Below are 21,307 nucleotides of genomic sequence, written 5' to 3' on the forward strand. Positions count from 1 at the left end.
CCGCCTCAGTATTTCGGTGCGAGGAAGGCGCGCAGTGCCTCGGATTTCGGCGCGTCGAAAACTTCCGCCGGATGGCCCTGCTCTTCGATCACCCCATTGCGCAGGAAGATGATTTCGCTGGCAACATTGCGGGCAAACTGCATCTCATGGGTCACCAGGATCATGGTCCGGCCTTCGCGGGCGAGATCAGCAATGACCGAAAGCACCTCGCCCACCAGTTCCGGATCCAGGGCAGAGGTCGGCTCGTCAAACAACATGGCATGTGGGTCAACCGCCAGGGCGCGGGCAATCGCGGCGCGTTGCTTTTGCCCGCCCGAGAGCATCTCGGGAAAGGTGTCGCGCTTGGCCAGCAATCCGACGCGGTCGAGCAGCCGTTCGGCATTGGCAATCGCCGCATCACGGTTCTGGCCCAGCACCTGGACCGGCGCCTCGATCACATTTTCAAGCACGGTGCGATGCGGCCAGAGGTTGAAGGCTTGGAACACCATCCCGAGCCGCGCCCGCAGGCGGTTAAGCTGCGCCGCGTTAGCTGCGCGCAGGCCCCCCTTTCCGTCAGACCTGGTTTCAACCAGCTCGCCATGCAGCCGCACCTCGCCCGCGGTCGGGGTTTCCAGAAAGTTGATGCAGCGCAACATGGTCGATTTGCCCGAACCCGAGCCGCCAATGATCGCAATCACGTCACCGGAATGGGCCGTCAGAGAAACCCCTTTCAGCACCTCCAGGTCGCCAAAACGCTTGCGCAGCCCGGTCAGCTGAACCGCCACCTTTCTTTCCGCCATCAACTCGCCTCTCCTGTGGTGGTCGTCGGTTGTCTCATAGCCTTCACGCGCTGTTTTTCGGCTGCGGGGACAGCCCGGGCGTTCCGATATCCCAGAAAAGACCCGTCATCCCGATCAGCCCCTGACGCAGTACTGGCATCAGAGCATGTTCATCCGGCGCGTGCTGGTTGCAGCCCGCATAGCTGTGCGGGATCCAGATTGTTGGCAGACCCAGAATATCGGCAAAGCAATCATTGGGCAGCGAGCCGCCCAGATTGGGCAGGATATGCGGCGCAAGGCCGGTGCTTTCCTCCAGCGAACCCGCCGTAAACTGCACCCAGGGGTGATCAGGATCCAGCCGCGTCGCGGGGAAATAGCCGGTGTCTGTCATGGTGATCTGCACCATTCCGAAGCCCGCCTGATCCAGGTGGCGTCGCAGGGCCGGAAGGATTTCCTCCGGATCGGTCCCGACCACATAGCGCAGCTGACAGGTGGCATGGGCTTCACCTGCGATGGCATTCACCGGCGCTTCGGGCCGCCCCGATTTCATCGCCAGCACCGCAAAACTGTTCCACCCAAAGACCCGCTCTGTCTGGCTCAGGCTTTCCTCTCCCCAGTCGGGGTCGAGGGCAAAGCCGGCCTCCGGTACGGGCAGAACCGCCAGCACCTCGCGAATGCGCGGGGTCAGCGTGTCGGGACGCCATTCCGGCACCTGGAGCTGGCCCCGCTGGTCAGTAATCACCGCCAGAGCATGGGCCAGAATGATCGCAGGATCTGCGATCAACCCGCCAAAATTACCCGAATGATGCGCGCCCTGGCGCAAATCAACGCTCAGCCGGAAGGTCAGTGAACTGCGCGATCCGGTGAAAATCATCGGCCTGGCGGGGTCAATGCGTGGTCCGTCCGAGGCGATCAGCACATCGGCCTCCAGAAGCGCGGCCTCGCTGCGGCAAAACTCCTGCAACCCGGGGGAGCCCGCCTCTTCCCCCATCTCTATCAGGAGTTTCGCGTTGAAGCCCAGCCGGCCGCGCGATGCGATCACCTGCTGAAGCGCGGTCAGGTTGACCAGATGCTGGCCCTTGTTATCTGCCGTTCCCCGGCCATAGACCCGGTCATCTTCCTGCTGCAACCGGAAGGGAGAGAGCCCTTCACGCCAGTCTTCGGCCTGGCCATGAACGACATCCCCATGGCCATAGATCAGCACTGTCGGCAGGCCCGGATCTTCGATGCGACTCGCCAGCAGAAAAGGCGGCCCGCCCTGTTCGGGGTTGTCATGAAGGACGGATCCGAAGCCAAGCGCCTGCAGCCTTGGCTGCAGATCCAGGGTCAGATAGGCCAGCAGCTCGGGCGCGGCTGCGGGGTTCTGGCTTTCACTGGGGCGGGACACAAGGGCGGCAAGGTCCGCGAGAAAAGCCCCGTTGTCGAAATATGCGACGGCATTGCGCAGCGCGGCGTTACGGGTGGGCAATGTCATGGTGCCTCATGGAGTTGGCTCTGGGTTTGCCCGGAGGCGCTGGATCCGTCCGGATCGGGTGCGACCGCGGAATATTGCTCTCGCAGCAGGTTTTTTTGCACCTTTCCCATCGTGTTGCGCGGAAGCTCTGCGATGAAGATCACCCGTTTTGGCTGTTTGAAACGTGCGAGCTGCGTTGCCAGCGCGGCGATGATCGCGTCTCCGGTCAGGGCCGGAGTGCCGGTGGGCACCACGATTGCCGTCACCGCCTCGCCAAAATCCGGGTGCGGCACGCCGATGACGGCGGATTCCAGCACCCCAGGGATCTCGTCGATCGCGGCTTCCACTTCTTTGGGGTAGACATTGTAGCCGCCGGTGATGATCAGGTCTTTGCCGCGTCCGACGATATGGACATAGCCCCGGTCATCGATGCGGCCCAGGTCGCCCGTGATGAAGAAGCCATTGGCACGCAGCTCTGCCGCCGTTTTCTCCGCCATCCGCCAGTAGCCCCTGAAGACATTGGCGCCGCGCACCTCGATCATGCCGATCTCGCCCTGCGGCAGCTCCGCGCCGGTCTCCGGATCGGTTACGATCACCTCGGTTCCCGGCAGCGGCAGTCCAACCGTGCCTGCCACCCTGTCTCCGGCATAGGGGTTCGAGGTGTTCATATTCGTTTCGGTCATGCCATAGCGTTCCAGAATGGCGTGGCCGGTGCGTGCGCGCCATTCGCGGTGGGTTTCCGCCAGCAGCGGCGCCGAGCCGGAGATGAAGAGGCGCATATGCGCGGTGGTTGCCGTGTTCAGCCGCGCCTCGGCCAGCAGCCTTGTATAGAAGGTCGGCACCCCCATCAGCACCGTGGCGCGGTCCATCAGACCGAGGATGCGGTCAGGGTCAAATTTCGGCAGCAGGATCATCGATGCGCCCGAGAAAAGCGTCACATTGGTCGCGACGAACAAGCCATGGGTGTGAAAGATCGGCAGCGCATGGATCAGCAGATCGCTTGCCGTAAAGTGCCATGCCTCGCGCAGGCTCAGCGCGTTCGAGACCAGGTTGCCATGGGTCAGCATCGCCCCCTTTGACCGCCCCGTCGTCCCCGAGGTGTAAAGGAGCGCCGCCAGATCATCGGCCTCACGCGGCAGGGTGGCGAAATCACCGGGCGCGGCCTTTGCCGCTTCGGTCAGGCTGCCCTGGCCTTCTGCATCCAGCGTCAGCATCCGCGCCCCGGCCTTTTCGGCGGTCGCCGCCAGATCGCCGGCGCGGGCCGGATCGCAGACAAAGAGCGCGGGCTCTGCATCGCCGATGAAATAGGCGATCTCGGCCGAGGTATAGCCGGTGTTCAGCGGAAGGAAGACCGCGCCCGCCCGCAGCGTGGCAAGGTAGAGGATGATCGCCTCAAGCGATTTTTCCACCTGCACCGCCACCCGGTCGCCGGGGACCACGCCAAGCCCGGTCAGCGCATGCGCCATTTTCCCGCTGCGCCGGGTCAGTTCGGTATAGCTGATCCGCTCGCCGCCCGGGGTTTCGATGGCGGTCGCCCCGGGATCTGTGATGGAGCGGGTCAGAATGTCGAAAAGATTGGCGGACATGGCATATTCCTGCAAAGGCGGGCTGTCAGAGGCGGGGGACGGGCTTCGCGGCCTTCACCGCGTCTGAGGCGACGATGTCACCACGCTCGGCAAAGCCCTCATGGTTCACTTCGATCTGGCTGAGGTCATAGAGGTAATTGACCATCAGCCCATGCGACTGTTTCAATCCATTCTCCGAGACATCGCCCAGAAAATTCAGCCGCTCCAGCCGGGCGCCGTTGCCCAGATGGAAGCGCGCAACAGGATCGATAACACGCCCTGCTTTGTCGCGGGCGCTGAGGAAATAGCTGGCCGCGGCAGCCAGAAGCGGCGCGCGGATCTCGGCGCCATCCTCATGCCAGCCCGGCTGGTCGAGAGCGGTGAAAACAAGACGTTGCTCCGGGGTGATCAGGTCGGAGGTCTCGTCCTTGCGCTGCGCATAAAGCCAGGCGGCAAAGCCCGGCACCGGCGACAGGGTGACGAAGGTCCGAATATTCGGGCATTCGGCCTTCAATTCCTCGACCACCTGTTTGATCAGGAAATTGCCGAAGGAAACCCCCGCCAGCCCTTTCTGAGTGTTGGAAATGGAATAGAAGACCGCGGTATCGGCCTCTTCCGCGCGGATCGGCCGGCGCGTGAGGTCCAGAAGCTCTGCCACATTGTCGGGACTGGCGCGGGTCAGCGCGACCTCGACGAAAATCAGCGGCTCATCGGTCAGCTGCGGGTGAAAAAACCCATAGCAGCGCCGGTCGCCGGGCTGCAGGCGGTTGCGCAGATCGTCCCAGTTGCGGATCGCATGCACGGCCTCGTAGCGGATGATCTTTTCCAGAATGCTGGCCGGGGTGTTCCAGTCGATACGGCGCAGGCCAAGGAAGCCCCGGTTGAACCAGGAGCCGAAGAGATGCGCGAAATCCTGATCGACCCGCCGCAGCTCCGGCTGGTCGCGCAGATGGCCGATGAGCTCCTCGCGCATCCTGACCAGCGCCGCAGTGCCGCCCGGTGCAAGGTTCAGGCGCCGCAGCAATTCCTGGCGGCGCGGCTCGGAGGCGCTGTGCAGCGCCTCCATCGGCCCGGCTGCGTCGGGAGCCTGTTGCAGGGCGGCCAGCGCGGCCTGCACCGCCTTTGGGTCGGGGCCGAAATCATCGGCCAGTGCCCGAAGGAAGGCCAGACGCCCCTCAGGACCCGCATCTTCAAAAGCTGCCAGCAGGGCACGCGCAATCACCACGCCCGAGGCCTCTCCGCGCCGCGACAGGAGGCGCGCGCCCAGCTCCGTCAGATCAGGGGGCGGGAGCCTGTCGCGCCGGACCCCTGCGCGCCAGCCCATGAAGCGCCGGCCACGTTCGCTCAGGCTCTCAAACAGATCGCCCAGCAGCGAAGGGCGGGATGAAGCAGATCCGGTTCTGGACATGACATGGTTTCCGGTTTGATGCGCCGGTAAAGTGCTGACCCCAAGGCCGGCAAAGGCCCGCGATCACCTTCATGATATATGCATTATAACAAGCGTTGTATATAACAATCTTGAAGATGGATTAACGACGGCTAAAAGAAGAGACAGTTTGCATCGCCATCGGTTGAGACGATGGCACCAGGGGTTCCCACTGTCCCCTGTCCCTGCGCTTTTTTGCGGGAATGGCCATCGACCGCCCAGGTCTCGAAAGCCAGTAACTGTCTGCCCGGCAGCGTGTCAGACTCATCGCACACGGGCGCATCCGCGCGGCACCAGGCGCTGCCCGGATCGCGGTCTCATCCGCCCTGGCGACCTTGCAAGTGGTGTTGTAGAATTTCAGCCCGTTCCCGTCAGCCTGGATTTGGCTGCCGGCCACCATCACCGCGCCGCAATCGACCACGGCCTTTGCGGATCCTGCGCCGTCCGGGCGATGGTCGGCGCGACCACAAGGCCGCGCAGGCCACCGGGTCTGAATCTCGGGCCATGGGTCCTGTGGCTTCTGCCGCAGCCGCGTCACATCTGGCAGATGGCCGGCGCCTCCCGCGGGGTATTCGGATCCGAAAAGACGGGGCTTTGCACCTCACGCAGATAGCCCGGGACAGGGACGGGGGCAGCGCCCCTCCTATTCCCGGTATTCCGGCTGCTGCGCCCATGTCCAGGCATCACCGATCATCTGCCGCAGGGTCGAGCGTTTCGGCTCCCAGCCCAGTTCCTCAACTGCCCGGGCCGAGCCCGAGACCAGCGCCACCGCATCGCCTGGGCGGCGCTCACCCTGGATGATCGGCACCTCTCTGTTGGTAACGGTGCGGGCGGCATCGATCACCTCGCGCACGGAAAAGCCTTTGCCGGTGCCGAGGTTGAAGGCCCGGGTGCCCTTGCCGTCCAGCAGCCATTTCAGCCCCAGCACATGAGCATCGACCAGATCCGAGACATGGACATAGTCGCGCACGCAGGTGCCGTCGCGGGTGGCGTAATCGGAGCCGAAGACGGTCAGCGCGGGGCGCTTGCCCGCCACCGCCTCCAGCATGAGCGGGATCAGATGTGTCTCGGGCTGGTGCTGTTCGCCCAGCTGCCCTTCGGGATCGGCGCCCGCGACATTGAAATAGCGGAAGATCACATGGTTCAGGGGATAGGCCGCCGCGAAATCGCCAAGGATATTCTCGATGGCCTTTTTCGAGCCGCCATAGGCATTGATCGGGTATTGCGGCGTGGTCTCGGTCAACACCACCCCATCCTGATCGCCATAAGTGGCGCAGGTCGAGGAGAAGACGAAATTGCCGATCCCGGCTGCCACCGTTGCCTCGATCAGGTTCAGCGCGCCCTCAACATTCACCCGCCAGTATTTGCCGGGATCCTTCATCGACTCGCCCACCAGTGACAGCGCCGCGAAATGCATCACCGCAATGGGCCGGTGTTCGGCCAGCGCTGCATCGATCGAGGCGCGGTCCAGGAGATCTCCCCTGGCCAGCGGCCCGTATTTTACCGCCTCGGCCCAGCCGGTCGAGAGATTGTCGAAAGCCACCGGCAAAAACCCGGCCCGTGCCAGCGCCTTACAGGCATGCGACCCGATATACCCGGCACCACCCGTCACAAGAACGCGGTCCATCAGATGTCCTTTGCGAATCTCATCCGCCCGATGCCTAGCGCGCAGAGAACGCAAAAGCCAGAAAGTCCGGACCGGAAGCGGAGCAGATATGCGAGGCTGGTCAATTCAGATCCAGACTGCCTGTACCGGGTACGCTGCAAGCGGCGGCCCGGTATTGCCGGGCCAGCGCTTCGGGCAAAATCAGTCCGATATCAGCCCCTTGCGCCCTGGCCGACAGCATAGGCTTCCACGTAACGGATGATGTCATCCTCGCTCCCTTGCCGGGTTTCTCGATCCTGTGGGCGGCGCCCGGTCTCACGACGATGCGCCTGACCTGAAGACACTCGCCGATGACCAGGCTTTGCAACATGCCCCGGGGGCGGTGCCCGGTCCCCTGGTCGGATTTCGAGAGCAGGAGGGGGCCGCCGACAGTTCGGCAGCGCCGTATTTCAACGTTCCAGATCTGTCAGACCCTGTTGGGGCGCGATCTCGATCCCGGCCAGCTGTTCAGCCTTCCTCTCCAGGGAGCGCCCCCCATCGAGCCTTGAGTTCAGACACCTGAGGAACTCTGTTCAGCCACACTATAAAAGCGTGCGCCCTGTGCGCCGTAAGCACAGATGTCCGGGTCTAAGTCAGCCAGCAGATCCAAGGATCAGATCGGCGGCTTTTTCCGCGATCATGAAAACGGCCGCCTGGGTGTTTCCGGCAACCACTGTCGGCATCACGGATGCGTCGGCAATGCGCAACCCTGCCAACCCGTGCAGCTTCAGCGACGGGTCAACCACAGCCATCGGGTCGGTGCCCATCTTTGCCGTTCCGGCATTGTGATAGATGGTCTGGCCATTGCGGCGGGTGAACTCGTCCCAATCGGCCTCGCTTGCGCAATCCGGGCCAGGGCTCATTTCATGCGCGACATAGGGCGCAAGCGCCTTTTGCCCCACAATGTCACGCGCGATCTGCATCCCGCGGCGCATGACGATCAGATCCGCTGGTGACGAGAGGAAGTTCGGAGCGATTGCCGGCTGCGCGTATGGATCGGCGGTACGGATATGAATGGAACCAACGCTTTCCGGGCGCAGCTGGGTGACGCCGATCGTCATACCGGGCTGATGATCCAGGATCCGCTTTGCCGCATCGGCGTAGCTTGCATGCATGAAGAAGTACTGAATGTCGGCATCTTCCAGATCGGGGCGGGTTTTGACGAAGCCCGCCGCCATCCCGGTGCCCAGTGTGAGGATCCCTTTGCGGGTGCTGAAATATTGCAGCACAGCGCGCGGCAGAGACAGGCCACGGGTCTGTTCGTTCAGCGTGACCGGCTTTGTCACCCGCCAGTTCATCCGCGTGCAGTAATGGTCCTGATAATTCTCGCCAACGCCGCGCAGCGCATGGCGCGTTTCGATCCCGCATCGCGCCAGCAGATCCGGATTGCCGATGCCCGAGAGTTCCAGGATCTGTGGGGTCTGCACAGCGCCGGCGCAGAGAATAACCTCACGACCTGCGGACATGGTGATGTCACGACCGTTCTTGCGCCAGGTCGCGCCGGTAACCCTGCGGCCCTCGATTTCCAGTCGCAGGATATGGGCATTGGTTTCAACCCGCAGATTGGGGCGCTTGCGGGCCGGGGCCAGATAGGCCTTTTCGGCAGAGATCCGGCGGCCCTTCTTCTGGTTTACCTGATAATAGCCGAAGCCTTCCTGGCTGCCGTCATTGTAATCCGGGTTGCGCGGATAACCGGCCTCCTGGGCCGCGCGGATGAAGGCCTCGGCAAGTTCCGGTCGCAACCCCACCTCTGTCACCGGAACCGGACCGCCCTTGTGACGTGTCTCGCCCTCATCTCCGGCGAAATCCTCGATTTTGCGAAACCAGGGCAACACATCGGCGAAGCTCCAGCCTGTTGCCCCTTTCTGCGCCCATTGGTCGAAGTCACGCGCCTGGCCCCTGACCCAGATCATTCCATTAATCAGGGTCGAGCCACCAAGGCCCTTGCCGCGCGGGATCGATATCTGGCGGTCATAGGTCGCCGGCTCGGGCTCCGAGGTGAAACGCCAGTTGTAAACCGGATCGACCAGCAATTTGGAAAAGCCCGCCGGGATATCGATCCACATGCTTTTCGGCTCGCCGCCACCTTCGACCAGCAGCACCCGGTGGCGGCCATTCTCTGACAGCCGGTTCGCCAGCACGCAGCCCGCCGTGCCGCCACCCAGAATGATATAGTCGAATTGCTCTGTCATGGATCAGGCTCCGGGAATGAGTTTGCCGGGATTGAGGAGGTTCAGCGGATCGAGCGCCGCTTTGATCCGGCGCTGCAACGCCAGCTGCGCGGCCGGAAGCAGGCGCCCGACCTCGGTAAGGCGGTAGCTGCCAACACCGTGTTCGGCCGTCACCGAACCACCGCAGGCAATCACCAGATCATGCACAGCGCGGTTCAGGGTGCCTGCGGCCCGAGGCCGGTCGGTGAGAATGTTGAAATGCAGATTTCCATCTCCGATATGGCCGAAGATATGCGGTTGCAGACGGGCGCCGGTCTGCGCGGCGACATCCGCCAGCACGTCCCGGCTTTTCAGCAGGAAATCGGGGATCCTGGCGACAGGCACTGAAACATCGTGCTTTACAGAGGTCCCGCTGGCGGCTTCGGCCTCGGTCAGGCTTTCGCGCAGATGCCATATCGCCCGGCGCTGCGCTTCATTGGTGGCAATCGTGCCGTCATGGCACAGACCGGCCTCGAAGGCCTGACCGATCAGCGCCTCAAACTCCGGCGCGATATCCGGCGCGGTTGAACTGGCTTCGATCAGCAAGAGCCATCCGTCTTGCACGGTGACCGGGCTTGCCACTCCCATCCTGTCACCGGCACGGAGGCTGGCCTCGGCAGAGATGATCTCAAAGGCCGAAAGACGCTCGCCCATCCGGTCGGTGGCAAGGCCGTAAAGCTCCAGCGCGCGTGCAGGGTCCGTGACCGCAAGCAGCGCGGTCGCGGTCGAGACCGCCAGCGGTTCGGTCTTCAGAACCGCTTTGGTGATGATCCCCAGACAGCCCTCCGAGCCAGTGAAGAGCTGCATCCAGTTCAGGCCGGAATTGTCCTTGTGCAGACCGTCCAGCCGCGAGACCACACTGCCATCGGCCAGCACCACTTCCAGCCCAAGCAGGCGTCGGGCCGCCATGCCTGCCCGCAGCACATTCGCCCCGCCCGCATTCGTCGCAAGGATACCTCCGACCGTGGCCGAACCCGTTGCTGCGAAACTAACGGGCAGATCACGGCGGATGGCGGCGAGTTCGGCGCGCAATGTGTCGATGATGACCCCGGCCTCGACCGTGGCCGTCATGCCGATCCGGTCGAGTGCTACAATACGGTTCATCCGGGCAAGGCTGAGAACAATGGCCGGGCCTGCGCCACCGGGCACTGCGCCGGCGGCAAGGCCGGTATTGCCCCCCTGCGGCGTGATCGAGATGCCGTGGCGCGCGCATAATGTGACAAGAGCGGCCACCTCTTCGGTCCGGCGCGGAAAGCAGACCGCGATTGCGTCGCCTTTTGCCATATGTCGCCAGTCTGTCAGGAAAGGCGACATCGCCTCGGGCGCGGTCACCAGATCCTTTGACGCCAGCACAGGGGCGGCCTCTTGCAGAAATACGTCTGTTGTCATGGCCCCGGCCATTGTCTGGGGCCGCCGATCCGGCCCGCTCTGGGTATGAAAAGCTTGTGGCAGAGAGCGAAGCCGGGAGTGGTGCCCCGCTCTCTGCACGACGAACTGGCCGAAAGGCTCAGTCGTAATAGTCAGGAGCCTTGCGGAAGGATGGCCAGGCGTCCGGGTCATGGCCCGTCACAACCATGGCGTTTTCGCGTTCGGCCAGACGGCGCAGCTTGCCGACAGAGGCGGAGGTCTCGATCGCCGAAGTCAGGAAGCCCGGCAGGCATTTATTGTCCCAGTGATCGAATGTGTAAGCGGCGTCGATCACCAGCAATACCGCGCCGCTGTTGGGCAGGCGCACCATGATTGACTGATGGCCCGGGGAATGGCCCGGCGATTTGTACAGCTGGATGACCCCGTCGCCATAGAGATCAAGGCCGTCTTCCTCGATCAGATCCCATTTCACGCCGGGTTTGGTGATGTCTTTCATGATATAGCCGCCAGCCGCGAACCAGTCGGCGCTGAAGGCGTATTCATATTCGCGTTTCTGCACGATATGCGTCGCATTCGGGAAATTCCCGATAGCGCCGGTATGATCCAGATGCAGGTGCGAATGGATGACATATTTCACATCGGCGGGGTCGAAGCCTGCTTCGGTCAGGCGGTTGATGCAGCCATCTTCGGGGTCCATCACGGGCCAGTAGACATCCGCGACATCGCCCCAGTGCCCCTTCGGATCAATGGCCGCCTCGACAGCGATACCGCCATCGATCACCACATTGCCGCGCGGATGGGTGATCAGGAACCAGGGGATCGGCGTGAAGAATTCACCCTGACCGGCCCCGAGTTTGATATTGACCTCTTTCTGCCGGATCCGGCCGGTCTGAAAGAAGTAGAGTTTGATCTCGTCTGACATGTTTCTCCTCCAGGTGTCTCACATCGATTTCCGGATAAGATCGGCGCCCTTTTCGCCGATCATGATGGCGACCGCGTTCAGATTGCCCGAGGTCATGGCAGGCATGACCGAGCAGTCGACGACCCGCAGCCCGTCGACCCCACGCAGCCTCAGCTCCGGCGTGCAGGGGTCATCGTCATTCGGCCCCATCGCGCAGGTCGAGGACGGATGATAAACCGTCGAGGCGGTGGCGCGGATATAGGCCAGCAGATCCTCATCGCTGACGGCAGCGGGCGGCGGCTCGGTCTCGCGCCTGATCTGGGCCGCCATGGCCGGCGCCCGCATCATCTCGCGCAGGCGGCGCAGGCCGGCGATGTTCACCTGACGGTCCGTCTCGGTCGCAAGGTAATTCGCAAGGATCGCCGGTTGCTGGCGGATATCGGGGCTTACGGCATGAACATGGCCCCGGCTTTCGGGCCGCAGCTGATAGAAACTGGCCGTAAATCCCGAGAACGGGTCAAAGGCATCGCCCATTTTTCTGAGCGAGAATATCAGGAACAGGCTTTGGATATCGGGTTCTGACAGCATCCCGGAGGTGCGGTAGAACGACCCGGCATAGCCTGCCGAAACCGTCAGCGGCCCCCGGCGGCGCAGCAGGAATTCCAGCCCGATCCCCATCCGCCGGACGAGATTATTGTAGCGGGCATTGAGCGTATTGCTGCGCTTTGCCTCATAGACGCAGCGCACCTGCAGGTGATCCTGCAGCCTTTCACCGATCTGCGGCGCGTGATGCACCACCCCGACGCCAAGCTGGCGCAACCGCTCGCCATCGCCGACGCCCGAAAGTTCCAGCAACTGAGGGGTCGCAATCGAGCCGGTCGAGAGCACGATCTCGCGGCGGGCGCGCAGCGTGATGTGCTGGCCGTCTTTTTCGTAAAGGATGCCGGTCGCGCGCTTGCCTTCGAACAGAACCTTCAGCACGCGGGCCCTGAGGATCACCTGTAAATTCGGGCGTTTGCGCGCCTCGCGCAGATAGCTTTTCGCGGTCGACCAGCGGATGCCGTTCAGATGGGTGGATTCGTAATAGCCGGCACCTTCCTGATGCGCGCCATTGAAATCCTCATTGCGCGGCAGGCCCGACTGCATACAGGCCTCGATATAGGCGTCACAAAGCTCATGCGGGCCGGTCGGGCCCGAGATCGGCTGTGCCCCATCCCCGCCCCGCAGCGCATTGCCGCCCGCAATCCGGCGCTCGGCGCGACGGAACATCGGCAGCACATCGGCAAAGCTCCAGCCCGTGCAGCCCATTTGCGCCCAGGTATCGTAATCCGCCGCCTGGCCACGAACGTAAAGCAGCCCGTTGACCGAACTGGAGCCGCCGATCACCTTGCCACGGGGATGGTAGATGACGCGATTGTTCAGGCCGGGTTCCGGCACACCCGTGTACATCCAGTTGACGCCCGGGGCCCGAAACAGCTTGCCATAGCCCAGGGGAATATGGATCCACGGATTGCGGTCTTCTCCCCCGGCCTCGACCAGGGCAACCCGGATCGAGGGATCCTCGGTCAGCCGGGCGGCAACGACGGCACCAGCAGACCCTGCCCCGACTACGATGTAGTCGGGGATTTCTCCTCCCAGAGACATAGTGTCCTCCTCAGAACAGCCCGTAGAGCCGTCTGTAAACATCAACGGCCGGGCTGATATGGCCCACCGTCACTTCGATCAGGCGCGCGACATCGCCATCTGCGATGGCGCTGATGATGGCGCGATGGTCTTCGCGCGACTTCTGCGAGAGGCTTTTATCCGTCAAAGCCCGCGAGATGATCGCCGAAGCATTCAGCCAGTAACTGTGCTGCAGCTTTGCCAGTTCGGCATTGCGGCAGTAATCGAACAGCATTGTATGGAAAGCGTCATTTGCCTCGGCGGCAGCCTCCAGCCGGTCTTCTTCCAGGGCCTTTTCGTAATCGGCATTGACCGCTGTAAGCCTGGTCACCAGCTCCTCCCGACGATCAAGGTCAAGAAAGCGCGCGCCCTCGCGTTGCAGCATGACACGCACCTCATAAAGGTCGGTCAGCTCCTGTGCGGTCATCGCCTTGACCTCGACACCCCGATTGGCCTTGCGCTCGATCAGGCCCACGCGGTCCAGCAGCTCGAAAGCCTGGCGGACATTGTGGTTTGTGGTCCCGAAACGTTCACAAAGATCGCTTTCGACCAGCCTCTGACGCGGCATCAGCCTGCCAAAGGCAATGTCGTGGCGCAGAGCCTGGTAGATGACTTCGGCCATGCGGACCTTGCCGGCTTCCGGTGCTGTCGCGGATGCGCTGAGCACCCTTTGATTGCGTGGCATTGACCCCCTCCTTCCGAGCCAGAGCGATAGCGGCCCCCGTGCGGGCTGTCAATTCACTCGACCAAATAATCATCATAATCATCGAAATTATTATGGACTAGATTGTCGATAATCTGTAGTTCGACACCGGCACCAGCCAGAGAGGAGTCCGGCTGGCGATTTCATCTTCAGGGAGGTACCAATGGATTTCATTGCAAGAAAGAAGCTTGCTGAGGCCGCGCTGTCCGCCGCGAATCTCTCGCGCAGGCAGATGCTGGGCGGGACTGCGGCAGCCCTTGCGGCAACGACGCTCTTTGCGCCTTCCGTCCTTCGCGCCCAGGGCGCGCCGGTGCGGGTCGGGATCGGTCTCAATTATGGCCCGTTCAACCAGCCCTGGCGGCGTGGCTGCTGGAAGATCGCGCAGACCGTGACCGAAGGGGGCGGTGAGGTGGTCGCCGTGCGCGGCGAGCCTTCCAAGCAATCCGAACAGGACGCAGCGCTTGCGCTCCTTGACCGTGACATCAATGTGCTTGTTCTGGGGATCTATTCGCTGGAATCCGAGACGGCTTTCATCGTTGACGAGGCGCATAAGCGCGGCATCAAGACCGTCGGCTTCTGTGTGAACGTCAAGGATTCGCCTGCGGTTCTGGAAGATACCTGGGGCGCCGCGATCACCATGGGGCATTTCATCCAGAACGCGCTTGGCCGCCAGGGCCGGATCGCCCAGACCGCCGAATCGCGTGGCTTCTACACGCCGTTCGACATGCAGTCGGACATGCTTTCGCTGATGACCACCTTCGAGCCGCGCATGGAAATGCTGCCCTTCATTTCGGGTTCCGTTTCAAGCGAGGACCAGATCTCGAAAGGCCGCGAGAATATGCTCGCCCTGCTTCAGGCCAATCCCGAGCCGGGCTCGATTGCCGCCTTCATGTCCTGGTGGTGGCCGCTGACCATCGGTGCCATGCAGGCCGTGCAGCAGATGGGCCGCAATGAAGTGAAGCTGTTCAACAACTTCACCTCGGATCAGCTGCTGGGCGAGATGGCCACGGGCAATTCGCAGATCGAATTCTCGACCGACGTCCCCTATCACATCATCGGCGAAGAGGTCGGCAGGATTGCCCTCGCGCTTGGCCGTGGTGAACAGGTGCCGAATATCAGCCATCGCGCGCCGGTGCAGACGATTTTGCCGGAAGAAGCCGCGAAAGTGCATGACGAAATCCGCGCCATGGATGAGGCGGCGATCGCCTTTCTGAAGCCTTTCGGCGGCTGATCCGCCGTTTTGCTTCGGGTGCCCTGACCGGGGCACCCAATCTCCGCTCCAACCTCGCGCGCCGGCCCGACCGCAATGCGGTCAGGGCCGTGCCGCCTGAAGCCCACGGGACATTAAGATGACAACCGCAACGCAAGCCGCAGCCGGACGGTCCGAGGCCGCGGGTCAGGACAAAACCCACCCATTCGTCAGATTCCTGCGGGTCTGGGGCACGATCCTTGTAATCCTTGCCGTCGCAATCGGCTTTTCGATTGCGTCACCCTATTTCCTGACCGTCTCGAACATGAACAATATCGTGTTCTCGATGTTCACCTGCGCCCTGTTGTCGATCGGGCTGACCTATGTGGTCGCCGCCGGCAGCTTTGATCTGGCGATCGGCACCACCGTGACCACGGCATCCATCGTCTGCGCCATGCTGATCCCGGTGACCGGAGCACCCATGGCCATTGTGCTGGCCTTGCTTGCCTCGATGGCGATTGGTCTCGTCAACGGGCTGCTGGTCACGTGGTTTCGTATCTCGGGGATCGTCGGAACCATCGGGGTGATGTTTCTGCTTGAAGGCCTGAACCAGTATCTGACCGGCGGCTATCAGATTGCTGTCGGTTATGAGGAAACCTTTTTCCGCTGGCTGGGACAGGGTCGCTACGGCATGATCGCGGTGAAATCGGTCTTCCTGTTCTTCTTCTTCGCCATCGCCTTCATCATCGCGAACAAGCTGCGCACCGGCCATTATATCAGCGCGGTCGGAGACAATCCGCTGGCTGCCTTCTATTCCGGCATTCCGGTCTATCGCTGGGTCACGGTCAGCTTTGTGCTTTGCGCCTTTTTCTGTGGTGTGGCCGGTGTCTTCCTTGCCGCCACCTCGTCCTCGGCGCAGCCGGTTGGCGGTGCGGGTTACCTGCTTGAGGCCTTTGCCGCCGTCTTCCTGGGGGCGACCATCCTTGGCAAGGGCAAGCCCCATGTTCTGGGAACCCTGCTCGGCGTCTTTTTCCTCTACATGGTCTCGAATGGCATGACCCAGTTCGGCATCGACAGCTCGGCGCGCAAGCTTTTCAACGGCTTTGTTCTGCTGATCGCGGTCGGGGCGAATGCCTTCCTGAACCGTGAAGAGCTGCATCTGAAGTTCATCTGAGGCGGGGTGCAGTACAATGGCAAATTCAGATGATCAGACCCCGCTGGTTGAGATCCGCGATCTGCACAAGGATTTCTCAGGGGTTCAGGTGCTCAAGGGCATAGATCTCGCCTTCGGCAAGGGAGAAATCCATGCCCTTCTGGGCGAGAATGGCGCCGGGAAATCGACGCTGATCAAGATCATGACCGGGGTCTATACCGCCTCTTCGGGCGAGATCCTGGTCGATGGCCACGCCTTTCACGGTGCCTCGCCCAAAGCCGCCAATGCGGCGGGCCTCGGCGCTGTCTACCAGGATGCAGAACTGGCCTGGCAGATGAGCGTCGCGGAAAACCTGCTGCTGGGAGAGGAAGGCGGCTGGGTAAACCGCCGGGCGCTGGAACGGCGGGCGAAAGATATCCTGACCCGGATCGGGCTCGATATCGATCCGGCAGCGCGGGCCGGGTCACTGACGGCGGCCCAGATGCAGATGCTGACGCTGGCAACCCTGTTCCACCGCAAATTCCGTCTGATCATCCTTGATGAGCCGACCGCCCGGCTTTCGGGGCGCGAAAGCGAGCTGCTTTTCGACCTGATCCGCCGGTTCAGGGACGAAGGGCTGACCATCGTCTATATCTCGCACCGGCTGAACGAGGTGAAGCTGCTTTGCGACCGCGCCACCATCCTGCGCGATGGCAAAGTGGTGCGGACCCTGGAACGCGACGAGATTGACGAGGCACTGGTCACCCGGCTGATGGTCAACCGTTCCGCCGGAGAACTGGCCGTCACAAATCCCGGTCATGCCCGCCCCGGGATTGCGCTTGAGGTCCGGGGCCTGAGCACCGCCCGGCTGGAGCCGGTGGATTTCACCCTGCACAAAGGTGAGATCCTCGGCATTACCGGGCCGATTGGCGGTGGTATGGAACAGATCGAAAAGGCCCTCTCCGGGCTTGTCGACTATCAGGGAGAGATCCGGGTCGACGGGCAGGCAGTGCGGTTGCGGGCGCCGCAGGACGCGCTGGCAGCGGGGATCGCGCTGATCCCCGAAGACCGTCGCAAGCAGGCTTTGTTCCCCAATCTCTCGCTGGCAGAGAATGTCTCGCTGCCGGTGCTGGACCGCCTTTCGCGCCTTGGCGTGGTCGGGCATTCGGCGGTCCTTCGCCATGGTCGCGCGGTTGTCGGGCAGCTTGCCATTCACCCGGCTGCGCCTGCGACGAAAATGCGTTACTTCTCGGGGGGTAACCAGCAAAAGGCAGTGATTGGTAAATGGCTGAAGCGGGAGCAGAAGATCTATATCTTTTCCGAACCCACCTCGGGCGTTGACGTGGGCGCGATCCGACAGATTTACGAAATCATGCTGGAAATGGCTGCGGGCGGCGCGGCGATCATCCTGCTTTCCACGTCTTTCGCCGAGCTGCTGGCCCTCAGCGAGCGCATTCTCGTCGTCCATTCGGGCAGGGTCGCGGTTGCGGCACCGCGCGCGGCGTTCGACCGGGATTCCCTTCTGGCGGCAACTCTTGGCGCCGGACTTCCTGACAAGGTGATGAATGAAACTTGATCTCGTAGTGGTCGGGGGAGGGATTGTCGGTATTGCGACAGCCCTTTCCTATCAGGACCGCTATCCCAACGCTAAAATCCTGATCCTTGAGAAAGAGGCCGGGCTGGCCCGCCATCAGACCGGTAACAATTCGGGCGTCATCCATGCCGGGGTCTATTATGCTCCGGGCTCGCTTAAGGCAAAGCTGTGCCGCAAGGGTGCGGTGATGGTGAAGGCCTTTTGCCGTCAGGCGGATATCCCGTTTGAGGAATGCGGCAAGCTCATCGTGGCGACCGATCCGCTGGAGGTTGCGCGCCTTCAGGGGCTGCGCGAACGCGCGGCGGCCAATGGCATTCCTTTCTCCGAAGTGAGCGGCCCAGAACTGCGTGACCGGGAACCGCTGATTAACGGGCTTGAGGCGCTGTTCTTTCCCGAAAGCGCGATTGTCGATTTCGGTATCGTCACCCGCCGCATGGCCGAGCGCATAACCGAACGCGGTGGTGCGATCCGGCTGAATGCCAGAGTTACCGCAATCCGCGAGAGCCTTGACGGCGTCAGCCTGATTGCCGGTGGCGAGAAGATCGAGACCCGCCGTCTGGTGGTTTGTGGCGGGGCACAGGCGGACCGGCTGGCCCGGCTGGCGGGGCTTAAAACGGATTTCCGGATCATTCCGTTCCGGGGGGAATATTATCAGGTCGATCCCCGGCTGCGGTCGCAGATAAAGCATCTGATCTACCCGGTACCCGACCCCGATCTGCCATTCCTTGGCATCCATCTGACACATGAGGTGAACAATCGCCTCAGCGTCGGGCCGAATGCGGTGCTTGGCCTTTCACGCGAGGGTCTGCCGCGGTTTTCGGTCAATTTGCGCGATCTCTTTGCCATCCTCAGCCATTCCGGCTTCTGGCGGTTTCTGAAGGGCAATCTGCGCTCAGGGCTGGCCGAATTGCGCAACTCGCTTTTCACCTCCAGCTATCTGGAGGCCTGCCGCAAATATATGCCCGGTCTGAAACGCAGTGATCTGAAGTCGCGCAAGGCCGGTGTGCGCGCCCAGGTCATCATGAATGACGGAACCATCATGCATGACTTCCTCGTGCTTGAGACGCCCCGCATGGTTCATATCTGCAATGCACCCTCGCCCGCTGCAACCTCGTCGCTGGCGATCGCTGAATATATCCTCGACACATATGTGAAGGAGCACTGACATGTTTGATCAGGCAGCACTTATTATTGGCGGCGAGAACCGCCACAGCGGCAGCGCTGGTCTGCTGGAAGTCATCAATCCCGCGACCGATGAACTGATCGTCGGGCTGCCCCGTGCCGGGGCCGCTGAAGCGGCCGAAGCGGCGCGCCTGGCGCTGGAAGGTTTCACCGAATGGTCTGCGAAATCCGCATTTGAGCGCTATCAGATCCTGCGCCGCGCCGCGCAGCTGATGCGGGAACGCGCGGCCGGGGCCGCCGCAGTCATGACGCGCGAACAGGGCAAGCCCCTTGCCCAGGCGCTGGCAGAGTGGAACGGCTCCGCCGATCTGCTGGACTGGTCCGCCGAAGAGGGCCGACGCACCTATGGCCGTATCGTGCCCGGACGGGCCGCGGATATCTCGCTGTCGGTGCTGCACAGGCCTGTCGGGCCGGTTGCGGTCATGGCACCGTGGAATTTCCCTGCCTGGGGCCCGATGCAGAAAATCGCGCCGGCCCTGGCAGCCGGATGTTCCATCGTGGTGAAACCTTCGGAAGATACCCCGGTCACCGCCTGGGCCATCGGGCGCTGCCTGCTGGATGCCGGTGTTCCGGCAAAGGCTGTCAGCGTGATCTGGGGCCGCGCCTCCGAGATTTCCGACACATTGATCAGGGCGCCGGAAATCCGCAAGATCTCGCTTACCGGTTCGACCCGGGTTGGCCGCATCGTCGCCGCGGCCGCCGGGGCCGAGCTGAAAAAAGTCACGATGGAGCTTGGCGGACATGCGCCGGTCATCGTGGCGGCAGATGCGGATCTCGATGCGCTGGTACCGCAGGCGGTGACCTGGAAGTTCCGCAATGCCGGGCAGGTCTGTGTCTCGCCCACCCGTTTTCTGGTGGATGATGCAGTGCATGACGAATTCGTCACGCGCTTCACCGCCGAGACGGAAAAGCTGGTCATCGGCAATGGGGCAGAGGCGGTAACCCAGATGGGGCCGCTGACGACGCTGGGCCAGCTGCAATCGGTGGATAAACTGGTTCAGGACGCGGTGGCGGAGGGCGCCAGGCTTGAAACCGGCGGCGCGCGGATCGGCAATACCGGTAATTTCTACAGGCCGACCATCCTGTCTGGCATGACCGCTGACATGCGCGCGATGAATGACGAACCCTTCGGCCCTCTTGCGCTGGTCATGCGGACCGGCTCGCTTGAGGATGCCCTGGCCGAGGCCAACCGCCTGCCGGTCGGGCTGGGCTCTTATGCCTTTACCCGCTCCGATGCGGTGGCCGCACGGATCGCAGCCTCGCTGCATACGGGTATGCTCGGGCTGAATCACTTCGCCCTTGCCCTGCCGGAAACGCCTTTTGGCGGTGTGCTGGACAGTGGCTTTGGCTCCGAGGGCGGGACCGAGGCGGTCCAGTCTTATATGACCACCATGCTGGTCACGCATAAGCACTGAAAGGCTCTCAGCATTTCCGGTCTCCTTCGCAGGCGGCTCGTACCGCCTGCGAAGGAGACCGGTTGTCAGGATTGCGATATTTCCGCAGTCCTGAGCTGATTGTTCCTGGTGACCCGCGGGACCGGGCCGCACCTGTGCAGTTCGGACGTTCAGATCAGGGGGCTGCGGCCCGGTCCCGCACCATGTTCAGGAATGCTGTAAACCCTGCCGAAGGGTTGCGGCGGCCGGGATAGTAGAGGCTGAAGCCAGGGCGCGCGGGCGTCCAGTCTTCCAGCAGGCGGATCAGGCGGCCGACGGCAAGGTCTTCGGCCACGTCTTCTTCAAAGAAATAGCCGATCCCGGCGCCCTCCAGCGCGGCGGTGCGGGCGATGGCGGCTTCATCCAGCGTCAGGCGGCCCCTGGCTTCGAACAAAACCTGCTCGCCGTCCTTTTCGAACGGCCAGCGCAGCAGCGCGCCATTGGGAAGGCGGACGCGGATACAGTGCTGTGGCGCCAGATCGGCGGGAGATTGCGGGGCGGGATGATGGGCCAGCCAGCCGGGTGAGGCCACCACGGCATGGCGCAGCGGAGCGCCGAGCGGCAGCGCGATCATGTCGCGCGGCACCAGATCGGCGGGGCGCAGGCCCAGATCGAAGCCTTCGGCGACGATATCGACCAGCCGGCCCTCGGTCACCAGATCGACCTGCATCTCAGGGTAGCGGCGCAGAAAGGCCAATACGAGCGGCGCCACCGCCCGCCCGGCCTGCACCGAGGCATTGATCCGCAAAAGGCCGGAAGGTGTCGCGCTTTGCGACCGTGCCCCGTCCATAGCGGCGCGAATTTCGGCCAGTGCAGGGGTGACGCGCGCCACAAAGGCCCGCCCGGCATCGCTGAGCGAGACGCTGCGGGTGGTCCGGTTGAAAAGCCGCACGCCGAGACTGGCCTCCAGCCGCCCGACCACATGCGACAATGCGGTGGTCGACATGCCCAGATCCAGCGCCGCCGCGCGGAACGATCCGCGCCGCGCAATGGCCAGAACCGCTTCCAGCCCGTTCAGCCCGATCTCCGCCATTATCCCGATCCTGTCATTATAAGATGCCAGTTTATCCCGATTATCCACAGGCC

At 62.7% G+C, this 21,307-nt stretch carries 16 protein-coding genes; 5 read left to right on the forward strand and 11 right to left on the reverse strand.

From position 1 onward, the window contains the following. Window positions 1-5: 5 nt before the first annotated feature. From AC4FS3_RS10120 to AC4FS3_RS10165, 10 genes are all read right to left on the reverse strand, one after another. Complete coding sequence (locus tag AC4FS3_RS10120) at window positions 6-779, reverse strand: ABC transporter ATP-binding protein (protein WP_283180160.1); 774 nt, start codon at window positions 777-779, stop codon at window positions 6-8. 43 nt (window positions 780-822) lie between these two features. Then, window positions 823-2,232: a M20 family metallopeptidase gene (locus tag AC4FS3_RS10125; RefSeq protein WP_491020465.1), complete on the reverse strand. Its 1,410-nt coding sequence runs from the start codon at window positions 2,230-2,232 to the stop codon at window positions 823-825. After that, a complete protein-coding gene (locus tag AC4FS3_RS10130; protein ID WP_491020466.1) occupies window positions 2,229-3,797 on the reverse strand; it encodes a malonate--CoA ligase in 1,569 nt (522 codons plus the stop codon). Before AC4FS3_RS10130 ends, AC4FS3_RS10125 begins: the two co-directional genes overlap by 4 nt. A 25-nt stretch (window positions 3,798-3,822) precedes the next feature. After that, window positions 3,823-5,184, reverse strand: a complete 1,362-nt coding sequence (locus AC4FS3_RS10135; protein WP_491020467.1) for a malonyl-CoA decarboxylase — start codon at window positions 5,182-5,184, stop codon at window positions 3,823-3,825. Window positions 5,185-5,845: 661 nt separating this feature from the next. Continuing rightward, window positions 5,846-6,832, reverse strand: a complete 987-nt coding sequence (gene galE, locus AC4FS3_RS10140) for a UDP-glucose 4-epimerase GalE (protein WP_491020537.1) — start codon at window positions 6,830-6,832, stop codon at window positions 5,846-5,848. 608 nt (window positions 6,833-7,440) lie between these two features. Beyond that, complete coding sequence (locus AC4FS3_RS10145; protein WP_491020468.1) at window positions 7,441-9,039, reverse strand: GMC family oxidoreductase; 1,599 nt, start codon at window positions 9,037-9,039, stop codon at window positions 7,441-7,443. A gap of 3 nt (window positions 9,040-9,042) precedes the next feature. Continuing rightward, window positions 9,043-10,446 carry an FAD-binding oxidoreductase gene (locus tag AC4FS3_RS10150; protein WP_491020469.1) on the reverse strand — a complete coding sequence of 468 codons (1,404 nt, stop codon included), beginning with the start codon at window positions 10,444-10,446 and terminating at the stop codon, window positions 9,043-9,045. Window positions 10,447-10,564: 118 nt separating this feature from the next. Next, window positions 10,565-11,347 carry an AttM family quorum-quenching N-acyl homoserine lactonase gene (gene attM / locus AC4FS3_RS10155; RefSeq protein WP_491020470.1) on the reverse strand — a complete coding sequence of 261 codons (783 nt, stop codon included), beginning with the start codon at window positions 11,345-11,347 and terminating at the stop codon, window positions 10,565-10,567. An 18-nt stretch (window positions 11,348-11,365) separates the two neighbouring features. Beyond that, window positions 11,366-12,970, reverse strand: coding sequence for a GMC family oxidoreductase (locus tag AC4FS3_RS10160; protein ID WP_491020471.1), 1,605 nt, complete (start codon window positions 12,968-12,970; stop codon window positions 11,366-11,368). 10 nt (window positions 12,971-12,980) lie between these two features. Beyond that, on the reverse strand, window positions 12,981-13,673 hold the full coding sequence (locus AC4FS3_RS10165) for a GntR family transcriptional regulator (RefSeq protein WP_283180165.1): 693 nt from the start codon (window positions 13,671-13,673) through the stop codon (window positions 12,981-12,983). A 181-nt stretch (window positions 13,674-13,854) separates the two neighbouring features. Between AC4FS3_RS10165 and AC4FS3_RS10170 the strand changes: the two genes are divergently transcribed. From AC4FS3_RS10170 to AC4FS3_RS10190, 5 genes are all read left to right on the forward strand, one after another. Then, window positions 13,855-14,922, forward strand: a complete 1,068-nt coding sequence (locus AC4FS3_RS10170) for a sugar ABC transporter substrate-binding protein (protein WP_491020472.1) — start codon at window positions 13,855-13,857, stop codon at window positions 14,920-14,922. 118 nt (window positions 14,923-15,040) lie between these two features. Then, window positions 15,041-16,054 carry an ABC transporter permease gene (locus tag AC4FS3_RS10175; protein WP_283180167.1) on the forward strand — a complete coding sequence of 338 codons (1,014 nt, stop codon included), beginning with the start codon at window positions 15,041-15,043 and terminating at the stop codon, window positions 16,052-16,054. Window positions 16,055-16,070: 16 nt separating this feature from the next. Then, window positions 16,071-17,588 (forward strand): sugar ABC transporter ATP-binding protein, encoded by a 1,518-nt coding sequence (locus AC4FS3_RS10180; protein WP_491020473.1) that lies wholly within the window; start codon window positions 16,071-16,073, stop codon window positions 17,586-17,588. Further along, entirely contained in the window at window positions 17,578-18,771 is a 1,194-nt protein-coding gene (lhgO, locus tag AC4FS3_RS10185) for an L-2-hydroxyglutarate oxidase (protein WP_491020474.1), read from the forward strand. The genes AC4FS3_RS10180 and lhgO overlap by 11 nt, the downstream gene beginning before the upstream one ends. Window position 18,772: 1 nt before the next feature. Then, a complete protein-coding gene (locus AC4FS3_RS10190; RefSeq protein ID WP_491020475.1) occupies window positions 18,773-20,203 on the forward strand; it encodes an NAD-dependent succinate-semialdehyde dehydrogenase in 1,431 nt (476 codons plus the stop codon). A gap of 154 nt (window positions 20,204-20,357) precedes the next feature. Here the strand turns inward: AC4FS3_RS10190 and AC4FS3_RS10195 are convergent, their stop codons facing one another. Then, a complete protein-coding gene (locus tag AC4FS3_RS10195) occupies window positions 20,358-21,254 on the reverse strand; it encodes a LysR substrate-binding domain-containing protein (RefSeq protein WP_491020476.1) in 897 nt (298 codons plus the stop codon). Window positions 21,255-21,307 lie beyond the last annotated feature (53 nt).

Source organism: Pseudogemmobacter sp. TB195, from assembly GCF_058313095.1.

Bases quoted from the DNA above. Each gene is read 5' to 3' on its own strand.
- AC4FS3_RS10120 (WP_283180160.1), bottom strand. From the start codon at position 779: ATGGCGGAAAGAAAGGTGGCGGTTCAGCTGACCGGGCTGCGCAAGCGT.
- AC4FS3_RS10125 (WP_491020465.1), bottom strand. From the start codon at position 2,232: ATGACATTGCCCACCCGTAACGCCGCGCTGCGCAATGCCGTCGCATAT.
- AC4FS3_RS10130 (WP_491020466.1), bottom strand. From the start codon at position 3,797: ATGTCCGCCAATCTTTTCGACATTCTGACCCGCTCCATCACAGATCCC.
- AC4FS3_RS10135 (WP_491020467.1), bottom strand. From the start codon at position 5,184: ATGTCCAGAACCGGATCTGCTTCATCCCGCCCTTCGCTGCTGGGCGAT.
- AC4FS3_RS10145 (WP_491020468.1), bottom strand. From the start codon at position 9,039: ATGACAGAGCAATTCGACTATATCATTCTGGGTGGCGGCACGGCGGGC.
- AC4FS3_RS10150 (WP_491020469.1), bottom strand. From the start codon at position 10,446: ATGACAACAGACGTATTTCTGCAAGAGGCCGCCCCTGTGCTGGCGTCA.
- attM (WP_491020470.1), bottom strand. From the start codon at position 11,347: ATGTCAGACGAGATCAAACTCTACTTCTTTCAGACCGGCCGGATCCGG.
- AC4FS3_RS10160 (WP_491020471.1), bottom strand. From the start codon at position 12,970: ATGTCTCTGGGAGGAGAAATCCCCGACTACATCGTAGTCGGGGCAGGG.
- AC4FS3_RS10165 (WP_283180165.1), bottom strand. From the start codon at position 13,673: ATGCCACGCAATCAAAGGGTGCTCAGCGCATCCGCGACAGCACCGGAA.
- AC4FS3_RS10170 (WP_491020472.1), top strand. From the start codon at position 13,855: ATGGATTTCATTGCAAGAAAGAAGCTTGCTGAGGCCGCGCTGTCCGCC.
- AC4FS3_RS10175 (WP_283180167.1), top strand. From the start codon at position 15,041: ATGACAACCGCAACGCAAGCCGCAGCCGGACGGTCCGAGGCCGCGGGT.
- AC4FS3_RS10180 (WP_491020473.1), top strand. From the start codon at position 16,071: ATGGCAAATTCAGATGATCAGACCCCGCTGGTTGAGATCCGCGATCTG.
- lhgO (WP_491020474.1), top strand. From the start codon at position 17,578: ATGAAACTTGATCTCGTAGTGGTCGGGGGAGGGATTGTCGGTATTGCG.
- AC4FS3_RS10190 (WP_491020475.1), top strand. From the start codon at position 18,773: ATGTTTGATCAGGCAGCACTTATTATTGGCGGCGAGAACCGCCACAGC.
- AC4FS3_RS10195 (WP_491020476.1), bottom strand. From the start codon at position 21,254: ATGGCGGAGATCGGGCTGAACGGGCTGGAAGCGGTTCTGGCCATTGCG.